This window comes from Rhodococcus sp. H29-C3 (assembly GCF_030063405.1).
Lineage (GTDB): Bacteria > Actinomycetota > Actinomycetes > Mycobacteriales > Mycobacteriaceae > Rhodococcoides.
Map to the genome: position 1 here is coordinate 542787 of NZ_JASITC010000002.1, position 22433 is coordinate 565219.

16 protein-coding genes are annotated in these 22433 nt (G+C 63.7%); 4 read left to right on the forward strand and 12 right to left on the reverse strand.

What is annotated here, in order from left to right; genetic code table 11:
- Window positions 1–16: 16 nt before the first annotated feature.
- The 6 genes from trxB to QMK32_RS06635 all read right to left on the reverse strand — a co-directional run bounded on the left by trxB (window position 17) and on the right by QMK32_RS06635 (window position 9873).
- Window positions 17–1006: a thioredoxin-disulfide reductase gene (trxB, locus tag QMK32_RS06610; RefSeq protein WP_283473814.1), complete on the reverse strand. Its 990-nt coding sequence runs from the start codon at window positions 1004–1006 to the stop codon at window positions 17–19.
- Window positions 1007–1160: 154 nt separating this feature from the next.
- Complete coding sequence (locus QMK32_RS06615; RefSeq protein WP_283473815.1) at window positions 1161–1883, reverse strand: RsmA family anti-sigma factor; 723 nt, start codon at window positions 1881–1883, stop codon at window positions 1161–1163.
- Window positions 1884–1972: 89 nt separating this feature from the next.
- The gene (gene sigM, locus QMK32_RS06620) at window positions 1973–2566 is read right to left on the reverse strand and encodes an RNA polymerase sigma factor SigM (protein ID WP_283473816.1); all 594 of its coding nucleotides are present in this window, start codon (window positions 2564–2566) and stop codon (window positions 1973–1975) included.
- A 124-nt stretch (window positions 2567–2690) separates the two neighbouring features.
- Window positions 2691–6905 carry a lipid II flippase MurJ gene (locus QMK32_RS06625; RefSeq protein WP_283473817.1) on the reverse strand — a complete coding sequence of 1405 codons (4215 nt, stop codon included), beginning with the start codon at window positions 6903–6905 and terminating at the stop codon, window positions 2691–2693.
- A complete protein-coding gene (locus QMK32_RS06630; RefSeq protein ID WP_502943549.1) occupies window positions 6902–9286 on the reverse strand; it encodes a DUF6049 family protein in 2385 nt (794 codons plus the stop codon). The genes QMK32_RS06625 and QMK32_RS06630 overlap by 4 nt, the downstream gene beginning before the upstream one ends.
- Window positions 9286–9873, reverse strand: coding sequence for an NUDIX hydrolase (locus tag QMK32_RS06635; protein WP_502943538.1), 588 nt, complete (start codon window positions 9871–9873; stop codon window positions 9286–9288). The genes QMK32_RS06630 and QMK32_RS06635 overlap by 1 nt, the downstream gene beginning before the upstream one ends.
- 158 nt (window positions 9874–10031) lie before the next feature.
- Between QMK32_RS06635 and QMK32_RS06640 the strand changes: the two genes are divergently transcribed.
- Complete coding sequence (locus tag QMK32_RS06640) at window positions 10032–11444, forward strand: CCA tRNA nucleotidyltransferase (protein ID WP_283474001.1); 1413 nt, start codon at window positions 10032–10034, stop codon at window positions 11442–11444.
- Here the strand turns inward: QMK32_RS06640 and QMK32_RS06645 are convergent.
- The 3 genes from QMK32_RS06645 to QMK32_RS06655 form a co-directional block, all read right to left on the reverse strand.
- The gene (locus QMK32_RS06645; protein ID WP_283473822.1) at window positions 11437–12927 is read right to left on the reverse strand and encodes a glycoside hydrolase family 183 protein; all 1491 of its coding nucleotides are present in this window, start codon (window positions 12925–12927) and stop codon (window positions 11437–11439) included. The two genes, QMK32_RS06640 and QMK32_RS06645, sit on opposite strands and share 8 nt — an antisense overlap.
- Window positions 12928–12983: 56 nt before the next feature.
- Window positions 12984–14273 (reverse strand): MFS transporter, encoded by a 1290-nt coding sequence (locus QMK32_RS06650; RefSeq protein ID WP_283474002.1) that lies wholly within the window; start codon window positions 14271–14273, stop codon window positions 12984–12986.
- Between the two features lie 68 nt (window positions 14274–14341).
- Window positions 14342–15274: an NAD-dependent epimerase/dehydratase family protein gene (locus QMK32_RS06655; protein ID WP_283473823.1), complete on the reverse strand. Its 933-nt coding sequence runs from the start codon at window positions 15272–15274 to the stop codon at window positions 14342–14344.
- 119 nt (window positions 15275–15393) lie between these two features.
- Between QMK32_RS06655 and QMK32_RS06660 the strand changes: the two genes are divergently transcribed.
- Together QMK32_RS06660 and QMK32_RS06665 are read left to right on the forward strand one after the other, a co-directional pair.
- On the forward strand, window positions 15394–16083 hold the full coding sequence (locus QMK32_RS06660; protein ID WP_283473824.1) for a TetR/AcrR family transcriptional regulator: 690 nt from the start codon (window positions 15394–15396) through the stop codon (window positions 16081–16083).
- 63 nt (window positions 16084–16146) lie between these two features.
- Window positions 16147–16755, forward strand: a complete 609-nt coding sequence (locus QMK32_RS06665; protein ID WP_283473825.1) for a YqgE/AlgH family protein — start codon at window positions 16147–16149, stop codon at window positions 16753–16755.
- Window positions 16756–16843: 88 nt separating this feature from the next.
- Here the strand turns inward: QMK32_RS06665 and QMK32_RS06670 are convergent, their stop codons facing one another.
- From QMK32_RS06670 to QMK32_RS06680, 3 genes are read right to left on the reverse strand one after another with little or no spacing between them, the layout of a single operon-like run.
- On the reverse strand, window positions 16844–18061 hold the full coding sequence (locus QMK32_RS06670) for a GGDEF domain-containing protein (RefSeq protein WP_283473826.1): 1218 nt from the start codon (window positions 18059–18061) through the stop codon (window positions 16844–16846).
- A 26-nt stretch (window positions 18062–18087) separates the two neighbouring features.
- Complete coding sequence (locus QMK32_RS06675) at window positions 18088–19071, reverse strand: SdpI family protein (RefSeq protein WP_283473828.1); 984 nt, start codon at window positions 19069–19071, stop codon at window positions 18088–18090.
- 7 nt (window positions 19072–19078) lie between these two features.
- Window positions 19079–19483 (reverse strand): SdpI family protein, encoded by a 405-nt coding sequence (locus tag QMK32_RS06680; protein WP_269302825.1) that lies wholly within the window; start codon window positions 19481–19483, stop codon window positions 19079–19081.
- A 69-nt stretch (window positions 19484–19552) separates the two neighbouring features.
- Between QMK32_RS06680 and leuS the strand changes: the two genes are divergently transcribed.
- Window positions 19553–22387, forward strand: coding sequence for a leucine--tRNA ligase (gene leuS / locus QMK32_RS06685; protein WP_283473829.1), 2835 nt, complete (start codon window positions 19553–19555; stop codon window positions 22385–22387).
- Window positions 22388–22433 lie beyond the last annotated feature (46 nt).

Below are 22433 nucleotides of genomic sequence, written 5' to 3' on the forward strand. Positions count from 1 at the left end.
AGTGCGGAACGAGAATTCAGGCGTTGACGACGTCTACCGGCTGGTCGGCGTGCTCGAGCGTGTTGGAGGAGATGTCGCCCTGCTCGGCGAGCCAGCGCTCGGCGTCGATGGAGGCCGTGCAGCCGGTTCCGGCCGCGGTGATTGCCTGCTGGTAGACGTGATCCACCAAGTCACCTGCGGCGAACACTCCGGGTAGCGACGTAGTCGAGGATGGCGAGGCTACCTTGACGTAGCCTGCTTCGTCGAGCTCGACCTGGCCCTTGACCAGCTCGTTTCGCGGATCGTGACCGATAGCGACGAACATTCCCGTTACCTCGAGGGTGGTCTTCTCCCCGGTGATCGCATTTTCGAGTGCCACACCGGTGACAGAGGTCTCACCCAGGACTTCGAGAACGTTGGTGTCGGTGAGGAAGCGAATCTTCTCGTTGGCCTTTGCGCGCTCGAGCATGATGCGAGATGCACGAAATTCGCTGCGCCGATGGACGATGGTGACGCTGCGTGCGAAGCGAGTGAGGAAGGTCGCTTCTTCCATAGCCGAGTCCCCGCCACCGATGACGGCAATGTCCTGATCGCGGAAGAAGAATCCATCACAGGTGGCGCATGAACTGACACCGCGTCCGAGCAGCTTTTCTTCACCTGGTATGCCGAGGTACCGCGCCGCGGCGCCCATCGCCAGAATGACCGCGCGTGCCTGGTAGGTCTCGCCGCCGGCGGATACGGTTTTGATCTCGCCGCGGAGGTCCATCTCTTCGACGTCTTCGGTACGAATGTCCGCGCCGAACCGCTTGGCCTGCTCGCGCATCTGCTCCATCAGGTCCGGTCCCATGATCCCTTCGCGGAAACCGGGAAAGTTCTCGACGTCCGTGGTGGTCATCAAAGCGCCACCGAACTGAGTTCCCTCGAACAGAATCGGCTGGAGTTCAGCCCTGGCTGCGTATACACCGGCGGTGTATCCGGCCGGTCCCGAGCCGACGATGATGAGATCGTGAACCTGTGGGGTTGTCATGCGGGCCTTCCGATCGAATGTGCTGTCTACCGATTGCGTTGAAACAAGTCTGCGTTGAAACAAAAGTCGGGGGCGTAGTTCTGGTACGCCCGCCGGTTATGTCAACACCAGCGTAAAGGGTGTTGTTCCCGGTAGTTCTCCTGCGCGTCCGAGATCAGTTCAGATCGCGACGGACCAGTGTCTGCGGGTTGCCCTCTCCGCAATCCGCGCCCACCACGAGTACGGTCATGCCGTCTATCGGAAAACGCGGCACGACGAGCAGTGTTGCGGACCGCCCGTCGACCTGTACCGGAGTGGCTGCGAGCAGAATTGCCCGAGGGTCGAAACCGTTGGCCGCCAGACACTCTGGAAGATTCCCGGCGTCCTTCAGTTCGGTTGGATCCTGTCGGCCGAGGAGGTCGCGGACAACGGCGGAATTCAAGCCGTTCGAGTCCAGAACCAGGCTGGGCGGATAAGCGGGCGCAGCAACCGTGTCGGGGCCGGTAGGCCCGCTCGAGCGGGCGAACAGCAAGGCGGAAAGCGCAGCGACGATCGCGGCCGCAGCTGCGATACCGATACCCGTATAGGCCCACCCGCGTGAATAACGATCGGGTCGGTCACCGAACGATGATTCCTGCTCGGTCATCAGAGCGCGATCGATCCTCTCGGCGACGTCCGGAGGCATCGGCTCGCCGGACTCGAAGTCGCTTCCGAGTGAACCGAGACGGGCAGAAAGCGCGTCGAGAGCGGAGATGATCTCCATTGCTCTCGGATCTTGTCGAACGAGAGGCCAGAGCTTCTCACTTACCGACTCGTCGAGCACTCCTGCATGGAGATCCGCCAACAGGTCGGGCGAGTACGGAGCGACGGGTAGAGGCTCGGTTCCGTGCGATGCCACTTCGGTCTCCTCCCAGCGCAAGCTCTACCCACGGCCCGTCTTGTTTACGGGGCAATCGTGCCTACACATGGTAAGACGCGCCGGATCCGCTAACGGTTCCCTTCGTACCGCAAATACTCGAGTTGTATTACCAGTTTCAACCGTCCACGGGCGCATCGGCTCTTGATCGTGCCGGTGGGTACACCGAGTATGCGGGCAGCATCTGCAACCGAGTAACCCTCCATGTCCACAGCTACGACGGCTGATCGTTGTTCGGGTGGCAACGACATGAGCGCCTTGCGGACCTCGATGGAGGTTTCGACGGCAGACATTTGATCCCGACCGTCGACCGGCTGGATGTCGTCCTCGTTGGTAAGCGACACGGTCGGTCTCGAACGGTTACGTCGAATGCGGTCGAGGCACGCGTTGACAACGATCTTGTGTAGCCAACTGCGAACAGCAGCATCGGCCCGGAAGGTGGCGGCGGTGCGGTGGGCTGACAAGAGTGCTTCTTGCAGTGCGTCGGCAGCGTCCTCGTTGGTATAGCTGGTTCGGCGTGCGGTCATCCAAAGGTGCTCGTGGTGTCGGTGTACCAGCAAGGTGAACGCATCGGCCTCCCCGGCAACGTGCGCACTCAACAATTCGACGTCGGAGCGTCCGCCGAGCAGACCCCCGACAGCCCAGTCCCTATGTAAATCCCCCATACGAAAACGGCTCCCCCCGTATTACCGCATTGTCGGAGAGCCTAAGGCATAGAGACCGTCGAGTACGAAACGTCCCCCGAACCGAGACATTCGCCGGTTGAGACGGGTGAATCAGGAGTAGCCGTCACGGCTGCGCGGTGAAGCCGAAATCCGCGATTGTCGATTGGTTGCGTCCATCGTCGTTGCCGAGTCCGGTAATCCACAGTAGAACATGCGTTGTGGGCTCGGAAACGGTCAGTGGAATATCGGTGACGCCGTTGCCGAGCGTCGCCTGACCGATGACGGTGGTGTCGCTGAGGCTTGCAGAATCGCTTGGGGCGGAGCGGATTTCGACAACGGTACCCGGAGAGGGCGAGTTGACGAAGGCACTGGTGAGGACCTGCGAAGACGGCAGGGTCGCGAGTAGTCCTACGCCTTCCTTGAGTGACGGGAAGGGCTGGAAGTACGCGTCCGTGGTCCACGTGGAGCTGGGGTTGCCGTCGATGGCATTGCCTGCTGAACCGGCGTTGTCGGCACTGCCCTGAGGTGAGAACACCTCGACCGAGTCGATCGCCGTCGGAGCAACTGCGGCAGGCGGCGCGACGTCTTCTGCACCAGGTGCGGCAGGGGCGGTCACGCTGGTGGTGAGGCCGAAGTCCTGCTGCGTCAGCGGCTCGTCGGAGCTGTCACCTGCGAGGAATGTGAAGAGCCAGTAACCCGCGAAACCGAGAACGATGACGGTCAATGCGCCCAATACGACGAGCGCGATGTTGGTGCGCTTCGACCGCAATTGCTGAGCGGCGATTTCCGCTGGGTCGGCCAGCGAGTGGCCGGTGGCACCCGGTGCACGCTGACCGAGGCGCAGTGCGGGCATCAGATCGGTCTTGTCGTTGATGACTGCAGCTTGATCCAACACGTGCTGGACGGTTGCAGCCGTACGGATACCACTGTTCTGCTCGAGTGCACGGACGGCGACTGCCGAGATCTCGAAGGGCACGTCGGGTCGGATACGACGCGGCTCGATGGCGTTGCCACTTGCATCACGGTCCGCAGGGCGCATGCCGCCTACCGATCGCGGCGATGAATCAGAATCCGAACCAGGAGTCTTTCCGACAGCGTCGGCGAGAGGCCAACGCGCAGTGATCAGGGCGTACAGCATCGCGCCGAGCCCGCGAACGTCGGAACCTGGGTCTGCATCGGCCAATGTCGCCGGGAATGCGAGAACTGCGTTTCCGCTGCTGCTGATTCGGACGCGGTCGGGATGGTCGATCGAGAGTGCCCCGCCGCTTCGGTGTGCTGCTTCGGCGGCCGCTGCGAGGGCCTTGATGGCCCGGGCTGCGCCGGTCGGCGATGGAACGGTGTCGGCCATTTCACGTAGCGAACGACCCGGGGTCCATTCTGCGACGACGATGCCGCCGGAGCTGCCCCGGACGACGTCGAGAACGCGAGCAAGCCCTGGGGAGTTGATCCGGCCCAGTCGCAGGGTGCGGGAAAGGATCGCCTGAGGGCCCTCGGGTCGGTCGGGCGAGAGCGAGGACGCTTGCTGGTCGGCGTCGACGAACGTCAAGGCCACTTCGCGATCCAACTTGACGTCGTGGGCCTGCCAGAACTTGAGGCCACGTGATCCACCGTGCGGGGTGAGCAGCCGGTAGCGACCGCCTGCCACGGACGCACCCGGGATGAGCTTGGGGCCGCGAAGAGACCGTGCAGGCTCGGAACCCGGTCCGACAGGCGGCAACGATGGTGATCCGACTGGAGCGGCACCCGTGTCGTGTGCGACGCCACGGGGGGACTTCACGGCTGCGGTCGTGGACGCTTCGTCTGCTGCGTCTTCGTCGGCCACCTCACGTCGAGGGTGGTCCGTGTTGGTGGTGTTCTCGGCGCCCGATACGACTGCTGCGCCCGAAACAACTTTGCCCGCCGCCGGAGTGTCCTTGGAGTCGTCCTTGGCAGGCTTGGCCTTCTGCTCGGCAGATGCTTCCGAAGTTGTGGCCTCGGTTGCGTCGACTTCCTTGGAAGGTTCCGCTTCCTCGGTCGGTGACGGCTTCTTGAACGGTGAGGGCATCTTGGTAGGCGTGGTGGGCGTGGAAGGCGTCGTGGCCTTCGATGACTCGAGCTTGCCCGACGCATCTTTGGCGCGATCGTCCACCTCGACACCGCCGGCATTTCGCTCGGTGCCGTTTGTTGCGGACTCGGCCGGCCCCCCAGCCACATCGTCGTCGGTCACTCTCACTCCTTCACGCGTCTCTGCCCCGAGTTGTCCTACATAGCGTCCCGTCGCATGTCGCAGCGGCGGTGGTGCCGCCGGCTGACCTGAGGTGTACGGGGTCCCAGTCTGTCGCGGTCCAGGGTACGGGAGTTGTCGGGGAGCATTCTCCCATGCAGGTCCCGAGCGGACGACCGGTATGTGTTCAGTCGTATCGATGTCGGTCGTCCGCATCGGATCGTGGGTCTCGATCGACTTCCCGCGGAATCGTCGAATCAGTTTGCTGACGGCGACGGTCACTGCCAGAACCTCTGGGATCCGGCCGAACCAGAGGATTCCGAAAGTTATCGACAGCATCAGGACGGCGCAGATGCCGACTCGGAGCATTGCACCGATGGCTCCCAGTGCGTCGGTGATGTTGCCGAGGTCGGCGACCCGGTCGATGGCCAGCATGGCGGTACCGCCCGCGGCCGATGCCATCAAGACCATCCAGATGGTCTTACCGATATTGATCATCCGCAGGTTGCCGAGACTGCGATGGAGCAGGAAGCCACCGATGCATGCACCGACCACGAATCCGAGTCCGTTGGCGACGCCGAGGATCAGCACCACCTGCTCGTCGTTGCCGGCCAGTATCGGGGCCAAGGCCGACAGCGCGATCTTGACGCCCGTGATTCCGAGGATGATCCAGGTGGGAGTCCATGCCTGTTCTCTGGCATAGAACACGCGCAGATGGATCAGTACGAGTGCATAGGGAATCAACGTGAATGCCGACCAGCTGACGGCTTCGCCGAGACGGCTCGCATCGTCGGCGAATTTTCCGAAGCCGAACAGTGCTTCGCCGACCCATGGGCCGGCGAAGGTCAGGAACACCACGATCGGCACCAACGCGACCAGTGTCAACCGGGTGGCCACCGACAGGTCGTCCACGACGGCTGGAGTGTCTCCGTCGGCTGCGTTACGGCTGAGCCGCGGCATGATGGCGGTGAGAACGGTGACGCCGAGGATGCCGTACGGAAGTTGAAGCAGGATCCAGGCCTGGGAGTAGATCGTCGGGCCCGCGTCGTCTGCTTCGGCGGAGATTCTGGTGGCGAACACGAGCCCCGCCTGGCTGATGACGACGTAGAGGATGATCGCGGCGGCCATACCGCCGAAGGTCTTGAGTCGGGCGTCGATTCCCCATAGCGGTCGAAGGTCGATCTTTTCTCGACGCAGTGCCGGGATCAGTGCGACGACCTGCGTGATCACACCTGCGGTGACACCGAGCCCGAGGATGAGGACGTGTGGGTCACTGATCTGCACCGGATCGAGGGAGATCTCACCCGGCACGAAGAAGTAGAGGGAGAAGATCCCCAGCACCACCAGGTTGTTCCAGACCGGTGCCCACGCGCCGGGTCGGAAATTCTGGCGTGTGTTCAGAATGGCGGTCAGCAGGCCCGAGAGTCCGTAGAACAGGATGGCGGGCAAGAGCAGGTACGACAGCGCAGTGGTCAGATCACTGCTGACTTTCGCATTCTCGTCGATCAACACGCGGCTGAGTAGGGGGGCACCGATAGTGGCGATCAAGGCGACGATGGCCAACATCGAGAATGCGATGGTGAAAAGCCGTCGAACGAACGACGCTCCGCCGTCGGCATCCTCCATCTCGGCGCGAACCAGAACCGGAACGACGATGGCGCTGAGCACGGCACCGAGAACCAGTTCGGAGATCATGTTCGGGAGGATCGCCGCGGAGGTGAACGAACTCGCGATCGCGCCACCGAGAATCCCCAACATGGCGATCTGCTTGAAGAACCCGGTGATGCGGCTGACGAGCGTTGCGATCGCGATGGACCCCGTCGCAGCCATCAGGGAGCTCTGTTGCTTTTCGGGGGCCGGCGGCTCGACTGGACCCGGAGCGCGCGTCGGCTCTGCGACGGGTGGGTAGTCCTCGTCGCGGAACCGAGGAATCAACTGCGTGACGGAATTGTCCGGGGCAGGGCCACCATCCGGGGACGGCGGTGCTGGATAGCTCCGCATCTCCCGGAACGGATCACGGGGAGCCGGCTCGCGTTCCCAGGGCGCCGCAGACGGCTCGAGAGTTCGGCGGAAGACCTGTGCCGCGGGCAGCCGCGTGCGTGGGACGTCCCCCTCGTACGGGATGTTCCCGGTCATGGTCGTTCGTACCCTTCGTCGGCCGGGTCGGGTTGATCCCTGAACCTGTGCCACAGTCGGCGTCCGGCAAGCAGTAGCAAAAGAACACCTGCGCAGACGGTAATGATGGCCAGCGCTTGTCCGTACGCATTCGACCGTACGGACACAGTCGACGCTTCGCCCAATTGCTGGCCGTCGAGGGTGGTCAACGAAAAGTCGACCGACAGATTGCGGCTGTCGTCGACCTCGGCCGGAACGGTGATCGTCCGGCTCCCTCGAGGTGGAAGCGCGGTGGCACCGACGTCGGTGATGCGCATTTCGGGAGGCGCATCGACATCCAACCGCACGTTGATGCCTACCGGCAGATCGTTCTGCGCGACCAGAAGCAGTGGACTCTGCTCCGACGCCAACGTGTAGACCCCGCCTGGGGCGAGGACCGTCACCGCGTCGAGCAGCGCGTCGACGCCCGCCTCGGAACTGCTCGTTCGAATTTTAGCCATCTCGGCCGCAGCGGTGGGATCGGTGTTCTTTCCTGCCGAGCTCAGCGCGCGCAGCAGGTCCTCCTTCAGTGGTGCCGTGTACAGCCGGGGTGTCAACGGCAATTGGGGGTCATCGACCAGGGATCCGGACAAAGATTCGATCCGCCCATTCTGGACGCGGACACGATCCTCGGTAGTGATGTCCCTGCCGGTTTGCTGCACCGTTCTGGCTTCGACGGGCATCCCGGTAGGCGGCTCGGCCAGCAGTTCGGTGAACGGCCGCGGTGACGCGAGGCCGGAGCGCAGCATCGAGGAGATCGAAGACAGAATCGTGGCGGGCTCGTCACCGTCGGCGCTCCAGTTCTGCGGTGGTGCAATCGTCAAGTTCCGCGGGGTGCCGTTGGGCGGAGTGAGAGCGTGATAGACGACGGCTCCGACGGCGTCCTGCAGGCGGGCGGTTCGTGAGTCCTGCTGGAGGTCGAAACGTTGATCCGCGGGAGTGAAGTCTGGGGTCGAGGGTTCGGACCCGACAGCTGCCAGTGCGGTAGCGGTGGCTGCGTCGAATACGGCAGCCTTCAACTCGGCGTCGACGCTACTTCCACCGGTGACCAGCGCAACTCCGCCCGCCGCTGCGGGGGCCACGCTGTTGTCGGCGACCAGGGCAGTCCGTGGACCGACGGAACGTACCGTTGCCGCGGCGCGGGCGCCGAGCTGACCGGAGGAACTCCAGACGACGTCGGGGACCGATGTCACTCCGAGGATCGAGTCCACGATGGTCGACGGAGACTCGAGCGCAGTCGATACCAATGATGCATCGCCGACATTGCCGAGTGCGTCGAGATCGACTTGGGCGAACGGAACGGCGGTGACACACATCGAATCGGCGAGTGGCTCGAGCCGGGAAACCCAACTCGCGGCAGCGTCTCGTCCGGTCCCGTTGTGGGCCGACCCACGGGGATCGGCTGGATCGTCGACCACCAGGTAGCCCCGAGCCATATTGGTGACCGTGACCAGGAGGTCGGGATCGATGGCCAGGCACATGCTGTCGGCGAGGCGGTTCTCCGGATCGAGTTGGTCGCTCGTGGCGTATTCGACGGCTGCAAGTAGCTTGTCCAGACGACCACCCGTCGCGAGTTCTTCGGCGAGCTCGTCGTCGACGAGTCGGACCTTGTCCTCGAGCGACCCGGGGATACCGGCAGCGAGTCGGGGTTTGTCCGCTAGTGGCCACATCACCGTCGTTGCGACCGGGCTCGACGTGCTCGGTGGAAGCGCGACGGCGTCGGGGGACGTCGGGTCTGGCGCGGTCGGATCAGGCGGAACTCCGGCGACGGGCAGCAGGAAGCGGGCGTCGTCGAGTCGGGCAGTGCCGCCGTACTCGGGTGTGCCGTTGACGTTGAGAAGAAGCGGGTAGACCCCTGGTGCATCGATTCCCAGCGAGGGCCCCTGGGTGCCTCGCAGCGGTAGCGACACTACGAATTGGGTGCTCGCGCCACGCTCGAGGCTCTCGGCGACGTCCTGGAACTCCCCGACTGCCCCGAACTGCTCTTGTTCGAGCGTCAGCGACGTACGCAGCTCCTCGGGCCGGTCGACGGCGTCAGCGCCCTGCATGCGGACACTGATGGCGTCGACGCGCCGGTCGCCGGTGTTGGTGACGGTGGCGCGCACGGTCACGAACGGTTCGCTGGTGGTGGTGACGGTGGCGGGTGCGACGGTGTCGATGGACAGTTGGAGGAACTGAGTGCCCCGGCGAGTCTCGGGAAGGTCGCTGTCCTCCGATTGGTAGGTGAGATCCGCCGACGTCGACGGGTCGCTGTTCCACGGCTCCTGCGCGATCGCCGTTGCCGGCGTCAAGGCAGCAGCCGGCGCGAGGACAAGCAGGAATGCGGTCAATGCCGCCGCAGTGACCCTGGTACGCCGCACGATCACTCCTTGCCGGCGGCGGTAGCGCCAGGTGTCTTGGGAGGGCTGGGTGTCTGCGAGTCGGGTCGATGCATGTCCGCGATCAACCGATCAGCGATGGCGGCCAGTTTTCGTTCGTCGGCATACGCGAGTCGCGACTGGAGTTCGCTGAGCGGGACCCAGGCCACTTCGGTGACCTCGATGTCTTCGTCGGAGAGTTCGCCGCCGAGGAAACGGAGCAGGTAGTGGTGGACGGTCTTGTGGACGCGGCGACCTTCGGTGACGAACCAGTAGTCGATACTTCCCAGCGCCGCCAGGACCGAACCCCGGATTCCGGTTTCTTCGGCTACTTCACGCATGGCGGTCTGCTCGGCTGTCTCGCCCTGTTCGATATGGCCCTTCGGAAGCGACCACAGCAGCCGACCTCGGCGATCGGTGCGTCCGATGAGCGCGGCGCAGCGTTTCTCGGGTGGGCCGTCGAGACCGTCCACGACCAGGCCACCGGCAGAAGTTTCCCGCACTGTGCGGAGTTTGGGCTTGTCGCTGTCGACGCGTGCGTTTCGCCGCCGCGGGTTGCGGCGGCTCCTGTTCGCACGTTCGCCAGCAGACACCCAATCCATACTAGTTGGAAAAATGGGGCGATCTCTCCTCCCGCACCGAGACGGGCGTACTCATGATCACGACCTCTCGCCTAGGCTCTATCAACGTGGCCGAACAGTCTCCAACTCCCCGACACTCCGACGCGAGCGACGACCGGCGGGAAAGACTGATGGAAGCGGCTACGTCGACCCTCGGAGAGTTGTCCGGCGTGTTGAGCCCGCTTGCCGATCGCTTCGCTGCTCACGGGCACGAGCTGTACTTGGTCGGTGGCAGTGTCCGCGACGCGGTCCTCGGCCGGTTCTCCGGCGATTTGGACTTCACCACCGACGCGCGCCCCGAGATGGTGCAGCAGTTGCTGTCCGGCTGGGCCGACAATCAATGGGACACCGGCATCGCGTTCGGCACGATCAGTGCCGCGAAGGACGATCAGCTCATCGAGATCACCACCTTCCGAACCGACTCGTACGACCAGGTCTCGCGCAACCCGCAGGTTCGGTACGGAACCAGCCTCGAGGAAGACCTGATCCGACGCGATTTCACCGTCAATGCCATGGCGGTTCGGCTCGGCCCGGACGGATTGCAGGAGTTCGTCGATCCGCTCGGCGGGATGGACGCATTGCTCGAGGGGCTTCTCGATACGCCGTCCACGCCTGAGAAGTCGTTCAACGACGACCCGTTGCGGATGTTGCGCGGGGCACGGTTCGTCTCGCAGCTCGGCTTCACGCTGATGCCGCGCGTGCACGAGGCCATTTCGAACATGGCGGGTCAGATCGAACGAATCACCGCTGAGCGCGTCCAGGCAGAGCTCGACAAGTTGCTACTCGGCGAGTACCCCATCGACGGTATCGACGTGATGTGCGAGACGGGTCTTGCGGCGTACGTGCTGCCGGAGGTGCCGGCGATGAAGCTCGAGATCGACGAGCACCACCAGCACAAAGATGTGTACTGGCATTCGTTGACGGTGTTGCAGCAGGCCATCGATCTCGAGGACGGTGACCCCGACCTGGTATTACGTTGGGCTGCACTACTTCACGACATCGGTAAGCCGGACACGCGTAAGCACGAGCCGGCTGGTGGTGTCAGCTTCCACCACCACGAGGTCGTCGGGTCGAAGATGGTGCGCAAACGGATGCGCGCGCTGAAGTACTCGAAGAGAATGATCGACGACGTCTCGCAGTTGGTATTTCTGCACCTTCGATTCCACGGCTACGGCAAAGGGCAGTGGACCGATTCCGCGGTCCGACGCTATGTCACGGACGCGGGAGAGCTACTTCCTCAGCTGCACAAGCTCGTTCGCGCCGACAGCACCACCAGGAACAAGCGTCGAGCGGCGGCGTTGCAGGCGACGTACGACGATCTGGAGGAGCGGATCGCGCGTCTCGCCGAGCAGGAGGATCTGGCCAGAGTGCGCCCGGATCTCGACGGCAACGCCATCATGGACTTGCTCGGTATCACGGCCGGACCGGACGTCGGGAAGGCCTGGAAGTTCCTCAAGGAATTGCGGCTCGATCACGGACCACTCCCCCGTGAGCAGGCAGAGGCCGCGCTGCTCGAGTGGTGGAAGACGCAATCGGTCAGTTGAGGTCGGCCTTCATCAGGTACACGTTGTAGCTGTCCCATTCCGATATCGCGAAATACAGCTCGCCGTTCTTCGACCACGGGTGCATGAATCCACCGTAGGCTTTCGGGTACTCCGCAGTCCGAACCAGAGTCGACGGCGCGGTCCACTCTCCCTGCGGTGAATTCGCTTCGCGGAGAACGATATTACCGGCGATCGGATCGAGGTAGGTCATCTGCCACAGGCCGTCGTGGAAGCGGACCGACAGTTCCGCCGAGATGCCGTCGGCGATCGGGGTCGCCTCGTTGGAGTCCACCGGCGCCCAGGTGCCGTCGACCCAGTATTGGTAGGCGGTCTTGTCGAGGACCTCGCCCTTCGGCACTCGGGCCAAGCCGACCGTGCCGATCCGGCCATTGACGGTGCCGAACATGTAGACGAAGTCTCCGGCGGGAACCATGGTGGACACCTGGAACTTGGAGAAGCCGAACATGTTGTCCCACCGGGCATATGGGTCTTTGGCCCAGGTGGAACCGTTGTCGTCGGAGTAGGCGATGCCGCCGTAGTTGGTCCACCACATACCCGGGACGACGCTCCAGCGACGGATGGACATGTACGACATGTACTGCCGATCCCCGACGGCGAATCCGGAGGTCGGAATGACCGTCGTCTCCCAGTTCTTGATTTTGCGACTGTTGAGCAGTTCGGCTGCGTGGCAACGGGAATCCTGCACCATACTGTCGAGGGTCAGGCCGTCGGACAGGTCGGTGTCGGTGCTGTGGCCGAGGACGTTGCTGCGCCAGTCGTCTCCGCCGACGACTCCGTACTCCCAGCTCTTGCCGAAGGAGTCACCGAAGACGACGGCCACCTCGCCTGGCTTCGATTCCCACATGATGCCGAGGTCGGTGCCCTCGACCTGCCAGCGCTTGTCCGTTCTGTTGATCGAACCCTGGCCCGTCATCTGCGAGATCACCGAGACGTTCCCCACCAGAGGCTGTTTCGGCGCTGGAGAAGTCGGGCCCGCCTCGGCTGGATTCACGACGGCGGGAGGTGCGGGTAAATGCGGTGCTGCTGGCGGGCCGGGGATGGGAATGGGGATGGTTTCCGGTTGCGGCTCGATCTTGATGCGTGGGAACGGGAGATGGGCAGATCCGGTCGCGGCGACGGGTTCTTCGGTCGTGTCGGTGAGATCGGGGCACGGATCCATGCATGGATCGGGTAGCGGGTCCGCGTCGACTCGGGTGTTGTCGGGTTCGGGATCGGGGACCGGTACCAGTTCGACGGAGGGATACGGCACCGGAATGACGAACTTGTCCGGCAACGACGGTATCGGCGGCAGCACGGGCGGAGCGTTGGGATCGACTGGCTCGGGTGGATAGTCCTTGGGATCGAAGCCGGTCTCTCCGCACTGGTTGACCGGGGCGGGCGGGGCCGCATTCGCCGGTGCTGCCAGCACGCTGCTCGATACGAGTGCGAGCGCGCATCCCACGACGGTCAATCGGGCACGCATCTTCGTCCTTTGGGCCGGCGACAACGGAACAGACCGTGCGGTCCTCGATCAAGGTATCACTGTGACGAGCGGCGAGCACGACGGTTGTTGAGGGTGACGGCGAGCAGGCCCAGCATGTAGACCACCACTCCGGCGTAGACGACGGCGTGCGCCGACGTCTCCTCGGCAAGGTTGGTGGAACCGGCGCCCACCGCGAAGGCGGCAGCTGCGAGCGAGGCGACGAAGGCGATGTTGAAGACGGTGTCCTGCAGGGCGAAGACGCGTCCGCGATGGTCGTCGTCGATGTCGGTTTGCATCGACGCATCACCCGTGAGCTTGACGGTTTGTCCAGCGACGCCGAGTAGAAAGGCGCCGAGAAGCAAGCTCGTCTGGGTCATGGTCGCAATGAACGTCGCCTGGACGACTGCGGCGAGGATCAAGGCCCCGACAATGGATCGCACTCGCCCGAATCGTGGAAGGACGAACGGGGTCAGGACCGCTGCCAAAAGCATTCCCGCTGCTGTTGCGCCCACGGCGATTCCGAAGCCGGCAAGCCCGCCGGGGAGAGAACTCGAGCCTTTCTCGCGCAGGATGAGCACCATGATCAGGGTGTCGGCACCGAATACGATGCGGTGCGCGCCGATACCTGCCAGCGCTGCCGTCACCATCGGAGATCGCCACACTGCGGCAGCACCGGATCCGAGGCCTGCTGCAATGTCGGCGATTGCCCGTAGCGCGGCGTGCTCGGTCGGTTCGGCGACTGTGGCAGGCCCGAGTGACTGTGGTGCGAACCGAGCTGCGGCAATCGTTCCGACGATGGATCCGGCTGCCGCCGCGCCGACTGCTATGCCGGATCCGAGGTCTCCCGCTCCGATGATCCCGATGATCCCGACGGCGGTGCCTGCTCCTGCAGCGGCGAATCCCGATCCGATGGTCGCGAGCAGTGAATTCATCGGAACCAGCCATGAGGTGCGCACCACGTGGGGCAGAGATGCGGATACTCCGGCGAGTACGAATCTGCTCAACCCGACTGTGGTGAGCGCCAGCAAGAGCAGCGGGGTCTCGCCACCACCTGTGCACAGGAGAAGCGAGGTGGTCGCGATCAGGATCATGCGTAGGACGTTGGCCCACAGCAACACCGCGCGCCGATCCCATCGGTCGAGCATCGCGCCCGCGAAGGGGCCGATGACCGAATACGGAACCAGCAGGACGGCAAATCCAGCGGCAATGGCTACTGGATTGGATTCGCGTTCCGGGTTGAACAGGATCGCTCCGCTGAGCGCGGCTTGGAACAGTCCGTCCCCGAACTGACCGGCAAAGCGAATCGCGGTGAGCTTGCCGACGCCGGGCGATGTGCGCAGCCGCATCCGCAATGTTTCTTCACTCACTCCCCGCACAGTAGCCCCAGGGAAGGGCGCGGCTCAGCCGAGCATCGTCAGGACACCGGGGTTATGTGGGTCGACTTCCACCACGCGAGAGTGCTCGCTGCCCCTTCCTCGAGTGGAGTGGGATGGAGGCCGAGGAGCGCTTCACTTCTGGTGCTGTCGAGTTGGTAGGGGTATTGGAATTGGTAGAGAGTGTCGCCGAGTTCGCGGATCTGCCCGGGGACGACGCCGAGAGTGCGGATCAGCCAGGCCGGTAGTGTGCCGACCCGAGGTGCGTCTACTCCGGCTGCGCGGGAGAGAAGTTCGATCATCTCTCGCTGGGTGAGTGCGGGTGCGGTGGGCGCGTGAAGAAATGTGTCCCACAGTGCGGGGTCTGCTGCGGCCGCGATCATTGCCGCGGCGAAGTCCGGCACGAAAGTGAAGGAATGCGGTATGTCGGCGTTAGCGAGAACTCGAATGGCTTTGTGGTCCAGAATGTTCGGAACGATCCGTTCGCCCATGTGTGCGGTGCGTACCCGTGGACCGTAGAAGTCGGAGGCCGCGACGCTGATCGTCGGTGTCGAGTGGGCGTCACGAGCGGCCAGTAGTCCGGTTCGGACGCCGAGCTTGCGGTAGGTTGCGTTCCGCGGCAGGTCTTCTCGAATCGGTCCGTCGATCTTGCCGTAGGAGTAGAGACTCTCCGGGAAGACGACGACGGTACCGGCGGCCGCGTCGAGGACCAGTCGTTCCATTGCGGGGAGTTGGGCGCGCCAGGCTTTGTCGCTGTAGGCGACGTGGGTGCAGTGATAGATGGCGGTGGCGCGGTGGAAGGCGCCGCGGAGGTCTCCGGTCGTGATGTCGACCTGGCGTCGTTCGATCGACGGGTGTTCGGGTCCGGATCCGGAACGAGTGAGAATGCGTACCGAATATCCCTGGGCGGCAAGCTGTTGCGCGACGGTCCATCCGACGGGTCCGGCTCCGGTGACGACGTGTAGTTGGTTCACGGTAACTCTTTCCCTCGAAAATGTGAGCGCTGCTCTCTGTTGTTTCGAGTGTGCGCCTGCCTGAAACAAAAAGCAAGAGCAGTGCTCTCTAAAACGTTCGGTGCTCTAGTATCGGCAGCATGACGACCACTCCCCGTGAACGAGCGCGCACTCGGACGCTGGCCGACATCACTCGCATCGGCCGCGAACACCTCGCCGTCGATGGGGCTGCGGCGCTGTCGCTGCGTGCCGTCGCGCGAGACCTGGGCGTCGTGTCCTCGGCGGTGTATCGCTACGTCAAGAGCCGCGATGAACTGCTCACCCTCCTCGTCGTCGACGCGTACACCGAGCTCGGTGACGAGGTGGACGAGGCCGTGGATGCACTCGACTCGGCCGTCGAGAAATTTTTGGTACTCGGGCGGACCGTGCGCGCATGGGGTCTGCGCGAGCCTGCCGGCTATGCGTTGCTGTTCGGAAGTCCGGTCCCCGGATATCACGCGCCTGCAGAGCACACGACCGGACCCGGCACCCGGGTCATCGTCAAGCTCGTCGAGATTTTCGACGCGGCCTGGCGCGCCGGCAGGTTGGTGGAACGGCCGACCACGGTGTCGCTGTCCGGATTGCACCAAAGTTTCGTCGAGGTTCGTAACGAAATGGGCACGAATATGTCCGACGAAGCGCTGGCCCGAGGAGTGCTGGTGTGGGCATCGCTGTTCGGTGCCGTGAGCTTCGACGTCTTCGACCAGTACGGATCGTCGACTTTCAGCGCCCGCGACCAGCTGTTCGAGCATCAGCTTGCACTCTTGGTCGAGCTTGCCGGCCTGACGTAGCGCCCGAAAACGCATGGCATGCCATGCGTTCCATCGGGTGGTCGGCGGTGCCACAATGACTCCATGGCGTCGCATGCGGAAGAACCCGAAGACCAGATGGCATCGGTCGATCAGGCGGTGCGCCCGGGGAGCTTGTTGGTGTCTTCGATCGAACTTGTCGAGCCCACGTTTCGCCGAACCGTGGTGTACGTGATCGAACACAATGACGCCGGTAGCTTGGGTGTGGTCATCAACAGGCCGAGCGAGACTGCCGTGCAGAATGTTCTGCCGCAGTGGACGGATTTGGCCGCTCGACCGAAAGCGCTGTACGTCGGCGGACCGGTCAAGCGTGATTCGGCCCTGTGTCTGGCCACGGTCCGAACCGGCGTCGCCATCGACGGTGTCCCCGGGATTCGACGCGTCGACGGGCGGGTGGTGATGGTCGATCTCGATTCCGATCCGGCAGAGATCGAATCCCTCGTCGAAGGCGTTCGAATCTTCGCGGGATATTCGGGTTGGACATTCGGCCAGTTGGCGAGCGAACTCGAGCGAGAAGACTGGATTGTCGTCTCGGCCCTGGCATCCGACGTCATCGGGGCGCCGCGGGTGGATCTGTGGGCGCACGTCCTGCGCCGTCAACCGATGCCGTTGGCGATGCTGGCCTCACACCCGATCGACGTCACGCGTAACTGAGTACGATTTTTCGCGCTCGGACCGCTGCCAGGAGCGAATCAGTAGTGGCGCAATAATATCGAGGATGAAACGGCGTCGAACGAGGCTTTCAGAGCTTGGTTGTCGAACTTCGATTGCCACCGTCGAGTTTGGCCCGGTACATCATCGAGTCGGCAATCCGGCCGGCCTTGTTGATGACCGAGGGTCCGTCGACCCACAGGCTCGAGGGCGAGGCGAGGACGCACGCGCCGACGCTGACGGTGATGGGGATGGGGTCGCTGGAACTGTTCAAAGTGTTCACAACGTCGTGGATCCGTTCGTGAACGATGGCGTCCGGTGCGGCGAAGACGGCAATGAATTCTTCGCCGCCGGTGCGCGCTACGACGCCGTCTTCCTGAAACAGCATCGACAGGCGGTCGGCGACGCGGACGATCACGGCGTCACCGCTGTCATGCCCGTAGTAGTCGTTGACGACTTTGAATCGATCGATATCGATCACGAGGACCGTCAGGCTGAACTCGCGCCCGTGACCTCGGTGCCATAGGTCTTCGGCCGCGTCGTCGAGTCCGCGACGGTTGAGCAGGTTGGTCAAGGGGTCGAGCAGTGAGCGTCGAGCATCACGACCGATCGCGGTCCATGCGATATGAGCGAGCAGCGGTACCACTGCGGTGGCTGCAAGAATTACCAATGCGGTAGCCAGGACGGTAGGGGTGTCCTCGTCGGCGGTCAGGAGGTTGCGCACCGTCATGGCTGCGATGAAGCTGCAGCACAGGGCCAGATGAGCCAGCATCCATTTCTGGCTGACGAAGAAGATGCACAAGCCGCCGGTCAGCGCGAAGAGGCAGCATCCAACCAGCGCACCGAACGGTGAATAGAGCATCAGCACCGAGGCGGTGCCGGCATCACCGAAGATGGCATACGCAATGAAGTCCCGCTTGACGGGCAGCGGACCGAAGAACCAACGCAGAGCGACGGCCACCTGCATGAGCAGCACAATCGAGATCCACGCTTGCGCGCCGAATCCGTGCGGGCCTCGCGAACTGAACAGCATCAAAACAGAGGCGACTGCGTACAGCGTTGTTGCCGAGCCGAAGAGATATTGCAACGGCTGGTGGAGGCCACGTATCGACCGGTGCTTGGCCATCCACTCGTAATCGAACGGCTGGGTGTACCAATCGATCAGCGCGGCCCGGGCGCTGTGTAGGGCCGGTCGGCGGTGACTGGTCGGTCGATTCGTCTCCGACTGTCGACCACTGAACGGCGGTGTCGTGTTGTTCGTTCCGACCTCCCGTCCCCAACCCAAACCACGTTGGAGATTAGCCGACAATTCCGGCTCTCGATCTGTTTCGGTGTTCAGCGCCGCGAGGCAAGGGTGTTGAGTACTCCGACGATCTCCTCGGCACGGTCGCTCGTGATGGTCAGCCGCTGGCCGTTGGCGAAGGTAATGAACGCGGCGGGCCCCTTCTGGACCGCGACGGCGTAGTTTCCTCGCCCCTTGACGCGTAGACCCCATCCGCCGAAGTCACCGAACGGATCGACCTCGCGAACCGATGCCCCGGTCACTTCGTCGATCGAGTAGTCGAAGGCGGCCATGCCGAAACTCCGCACGCCGATCCCTGACTCGTCGACGACCAACTGGTACCGCATGAGAGACAACGGAAGTATCGAGACGGGCACGAATATAGCGATTGGCCACCAGGAGTTCGATACCCAGCAGGTGAATGCGGCGGCTGCGGCAAGAATGACGAACAGGACGATCACGGCCACTGGACCTGCACCGAGGCGTTGGACGATCGGACCGTCGAATTCAGCTCTCGGAAGGCTGGCCGGGGGTGGCGATGTCGCAGGCGTGCGTTCACGGTAATCGCGTAGAAGCGAGGCTCCCAGAATTCCCACCGCGAACCCGACCAGGGTGCCCAGGCCCAACGCCCAACTGGGCACCTCGGCATCCTCGACCGTGCTGACGTCGAGCTGCCCGGACAGAATGGCCAGCTGCAGAACTGTGATGAGTCCGACGACCGTCGATCCGATCATCAGCATCGTGCGTCGCATGATCAGGAGCGCGTGGGCCAGTGCTCCGACGGCGCTACATCCGCCGCCGACCAGCACGATGACGATGGCAAGGGTCCAGGCGCTGGTGGTGGGGCTGGTGAAGGCGTCGGGCTCGGTGCCACTCCAGTGCGTCGCAATCTGTTGTGGGAGCCGCGACTTCCACAGGTAGGCCGCCATGACGCCGAGTCCAGCCGCGAGTATCGGGACAACCACCCCGAAGACGACTCCAGCGGGATCGAATGTCCGCACCTTGTCGGTTCGGGCGTCTTGCGTTCCCAATGTCATCTCGCGCTCAGCTCGGCTGGCACGCGTCTTTCAGGGTGCACGAGATGCACGAATGCCCGCAGTCTTCCTCGGCGACCGGGACGGGCGCAGCGGCAGCGGCCCGCGCTCCGATGGAACCACCGATACCTGCTACGACGAATGCTGCGAGAACGCACGCAACAACGGCGACGACGGAGAATGCGCCACTGAGCATCAGGCCGGCAGCGCCGCCGATGAGCAGGAGCAACGCTGCTGCAGCGTTCGTCGGTCCGGCGACACGGTTGGCCATGACGAACGTCTCGTCGTCGCGCATCGACTCGGGGGTGCGCACACCGGCCCAGCGGTTGCGCGGCAACCGGCCCAGAAGACTGGCGGTGGCGACTGCGCCGACCACGAGAGCGAGCACGAACATCACTACGGACACGATGAGCACAGTGGCCACGATACGTCTCCACGAGGCCGAAGTACCAGTCGGCCCAGCTCACGCCTTAGGCTGGTGGGTGTGACCGATCCAGTTGATACGCCCTACGAGACCGCACCCGAGTACCGCTACACCGCGGATGTGGCCGGGCGTATCGAGGAGCAGTGGCAGGACCTGTGGGATGAGCAGGGCATCTTCGACGCCCCGAACCCGGTCGGCGAGCTCGCCGGTGACGTACCGAAAGACAAGCTTTTCGTCCAGGACATGTTCCCGTACCCATCGGGCAGTGGTCTGCATGTCGGTCACCCACTCGGTTACATCGCCACGGATGTGTTCGCCCGGTTCCATCGGATGCACGGACGCAACGTTCTTCACGCCCTCGGATACGACGCCTTCGGGTTGCCTGCCGAGCAGTACGCGGTGCAGACCGGCACCCATCCGCGGTCGACCACCGAAGCCAACATCGCGAACATGCGACGCCAACTTCGGCGGCTGGGACTCGGCCACGACCGTCGCCGCTCGCTCGCGACGACCGATGTCGACTTCTACCACTGGACGCAGTGGATCTTCCTACAGATTTTCAACGCCTGGTACGACGTCGATCAGGCGAAAGCTCGTCCGATCTCGGAGCTCGAAGCTTCCTTCGCCGACGGTTCACGCTCGATGGACGACGGTCGAGACTGGTCCTCGCTGTCGGCGACCGAACGGGCAGGCGTTCTCGATTCCTACCGTCTGGTCTACGAGTCCAACTCGATGGTCAACTGGTGCCCCGGTCTCGGTACGGTCCTGGCCAACGAAGAGGTCACCGCCGACGGCCGAAGTGACCGCGGTAACTTCCCCGTCTTCCGTAAGAACTTGCGCCAGTGGATGATGCGTATAACCGCGTACTCGGATCGACTGATCGACGATCTCGAGTACCTGGATTGGCCCGAGAAGGTCAAGACGATGCAGCGCAACTGGATCGGACGTTCACGCGGAGCGCAGGTGGCGTTCGGCACACCGGCCGGTGACGTCGAGGTGTTCACAACGCGTCCGGACACGCTCTTCGGTGCCAGTTACGTGGTGCTCGCGCCTGAACACGAACTGGTCGACGGTGTGACCGCCGCGCAGTGGCCCGCCGACGTCCCGACCCCGTGGACGGGCGGCGCCGCCACCCCGGCCGAGGCAGTCGCGTCGTACCGTGCCGCCATCGCGGCGAAGTCCGACCTGGAGCGCCAGGAGAACAAGGAGAAGACCGGTGTGTTCACCGGCTCCTACGCGGTCAATCCCGTCGACGGTCGGCAGGTTCCGGTATTCATCGCCGATTACGTGCTCACCGGTTACGGTACCGGCGCGATCATGGCCGTTCCCGGGCACGATCAGCGGGACTGGGATTTCGCCACCGCGTTCGGTCTGCCGATTCTCGAGGTCATTTCGGGCGGGGACGTCACCGAAGCTGCGTACACCGGCGAGGGTCCGCTGGTGAACTCCGAGTACCTCGACGGCCTTCCCGTCGACGAGGCCAAGGCCACCGTGATTGCCCGCCTGGAAGAAGAAGGCAAGGGCCGCGGCACTATTCAGTACAAGCTGCGTGACTGGCTCTTTGCTCGCCAGCGTTACTGGGGCGAGCCGTTCCCGATCGTCTACGACTCGAGCGGCAATGCGCATGCTCTACCGGAATCCGCTCTGCCGGTAGAGCTTCCGGAGGTCGAGGACTACGCTCCCGTCTCGTTCGATCCGAACGACGCCGACTCCGAGCCGTCGCCACCGCTGGCGAAGGCCACCGAATGGGTCGAGGTCGAACTCGATCTGGGTGACGGCCTGCAGACCTACAGTCGCGACACCAACGTCATGCCGCAGTGGGCAGGAAGCTCGTGGTACCAGCTCCGGTACATCGATCCGACGAACTCCGAGACCTTCGCCGATCCCGAGAACGAAAAGTACTGGGTAGGACCGCGTCCCGAGATTCACGGACCCAACGATCCGGGCGGGGTGGATCTCTACGTCGGTGGCGTCGAGCATGCGGTTCTGCATCTGCTGTACTCGCGATTCTGGCACAAGGTTCTCTTCGATCTCGGCCATGTCAGTTCGAGCGAGCCGTATCGCCGCCTGTTCAACCAGGGCTACATCCAGGCATACGCATTCACCGACGCGCGCGGGGTATACGTGCCCGTCGAAGAGGTGGAAGAGCGCGACGGCGGCTGGTTCTACCAGGGTGAACCCGTCAACCGTGAGTACGGGAAGATGGGCAAGAGCCTGAAGAATTCCGTCTCCCCCGACGACATCTTCGCCGAATACGGCGCCGACACTCTGCGTGTCTACGAGATGTCGATGGGACCGTTGGATACTTCACGGCCATGGGCGACGAAGGACGTCGTCGGTGCGCAGCGATTCCTGCAGCGCGTCTGGCGACTGGTCCTCGACGAGGAAACCGGTGCTGTCCGCGTCACCGACGAGAAGCCGAGCGAGGACACCTTGCGCGTCCTCAACCGGGTGATCGAGGGCGTGGAGGCCGATTACATTGCGCTGCGGGACAATACGGCCGGGGCGAAGCTCATCGAGCTGACCAATCACCTGACCAAGGCGTATCCGGCAGGCGCACCACGTGGAGTGGTGGAGCCTTTGGTGCTGATGCTCGCCCCGATGGCACCGCACTTGTCCGAGGAGCTGTGGAAGCAGCTCGGGCACGATCGCTCTCTCGCACATGGTCCGTTCCCGCGGGTGGAGAAGAAGTGGCTCGTCGCCGACACCGTCGACTATCCGATCCAGGTCAACGGCAAGGTGCGTAGCCGCATCAGCGTGCCCGCCGATTCCGCCAACTCCGACGTCGAGAAGACCGCCCTCGCGGACGAGAAAATTCTCGCGATCCTCGAGGGCAAAACTCCGACCAAGGTCATCGTCATCCCGGGCCGGATGGTCAATATCGTTCTGAAGTAGCCGCGGGGTACACGGCTTCGGTACACGGAAAGGCTGGCCGGCCCAG

Bases quoted from the DNA above. Each gene is read 5' to 3' on its own strand.
- trxB (WP_283473814.1), bottom strand. From the start codon at position 1,006: ATGACAACCCCACAGGTTCACGATCTCATCATCGTCGGCTCGGGACCG.
- sigM (WP_283473816.1), bottom strand. From the start codon at position 2,566: ATGGGGGATTTACATAGGGACTGGGCTGTCGGGGGTCTGCTCGGCGGA.
- QMK32_RS06625 (WP_283473817.1), bottom strand. From the start codon at position 6,905: ATGACCGGGAACATCCCGTACGAGGGGGACGTCCCACGCACGCGGCTG.
- QMK32_RS06640 (WP_283474001.1), top strand. From the start codon at position 10,032: ATGGAAGCGGCTACGTCGACCCTCGGAGAGTTGTCCGGCGTGTTGAGC.
- QMK32_RS06645 (WP_283473822.1), bottom strand. From the start codon at position 12,927: ATGCGTGCCCGATTGACCGTCGTGGGATGCGCGCTCGCACTCGTATCG.
- QMK32_RS06650 (WP_283474002.1), bottom strand. From the start codon at position 14,273: ATGCGGCTGCGCACATCGCCCGGCGTCGGCAAGCTCACCGCGATTCGC.
- QMK32_RS06660 (WP_283473824.1), top strand. From the start codon at position 15,394: ATGACGACCACTCCCCGTGAACGAGCGCGCACTCGGACGCTGGCCGAC.
- QMK32_RS06665 (WP_283473825.1), top strand. From the start codon at position 16,147: ATGGCGTCGCATGCGGAAGAACCCGAAGACCAGATGGCATCGGTCGAT.
- QMK32_RS06675 (WP_283473828.1), bottom strand. From the start codon at position 19,071: ATGACATTGGGAACGCAAGACGCCCGAACCGACAAGGTGCGGACATTC.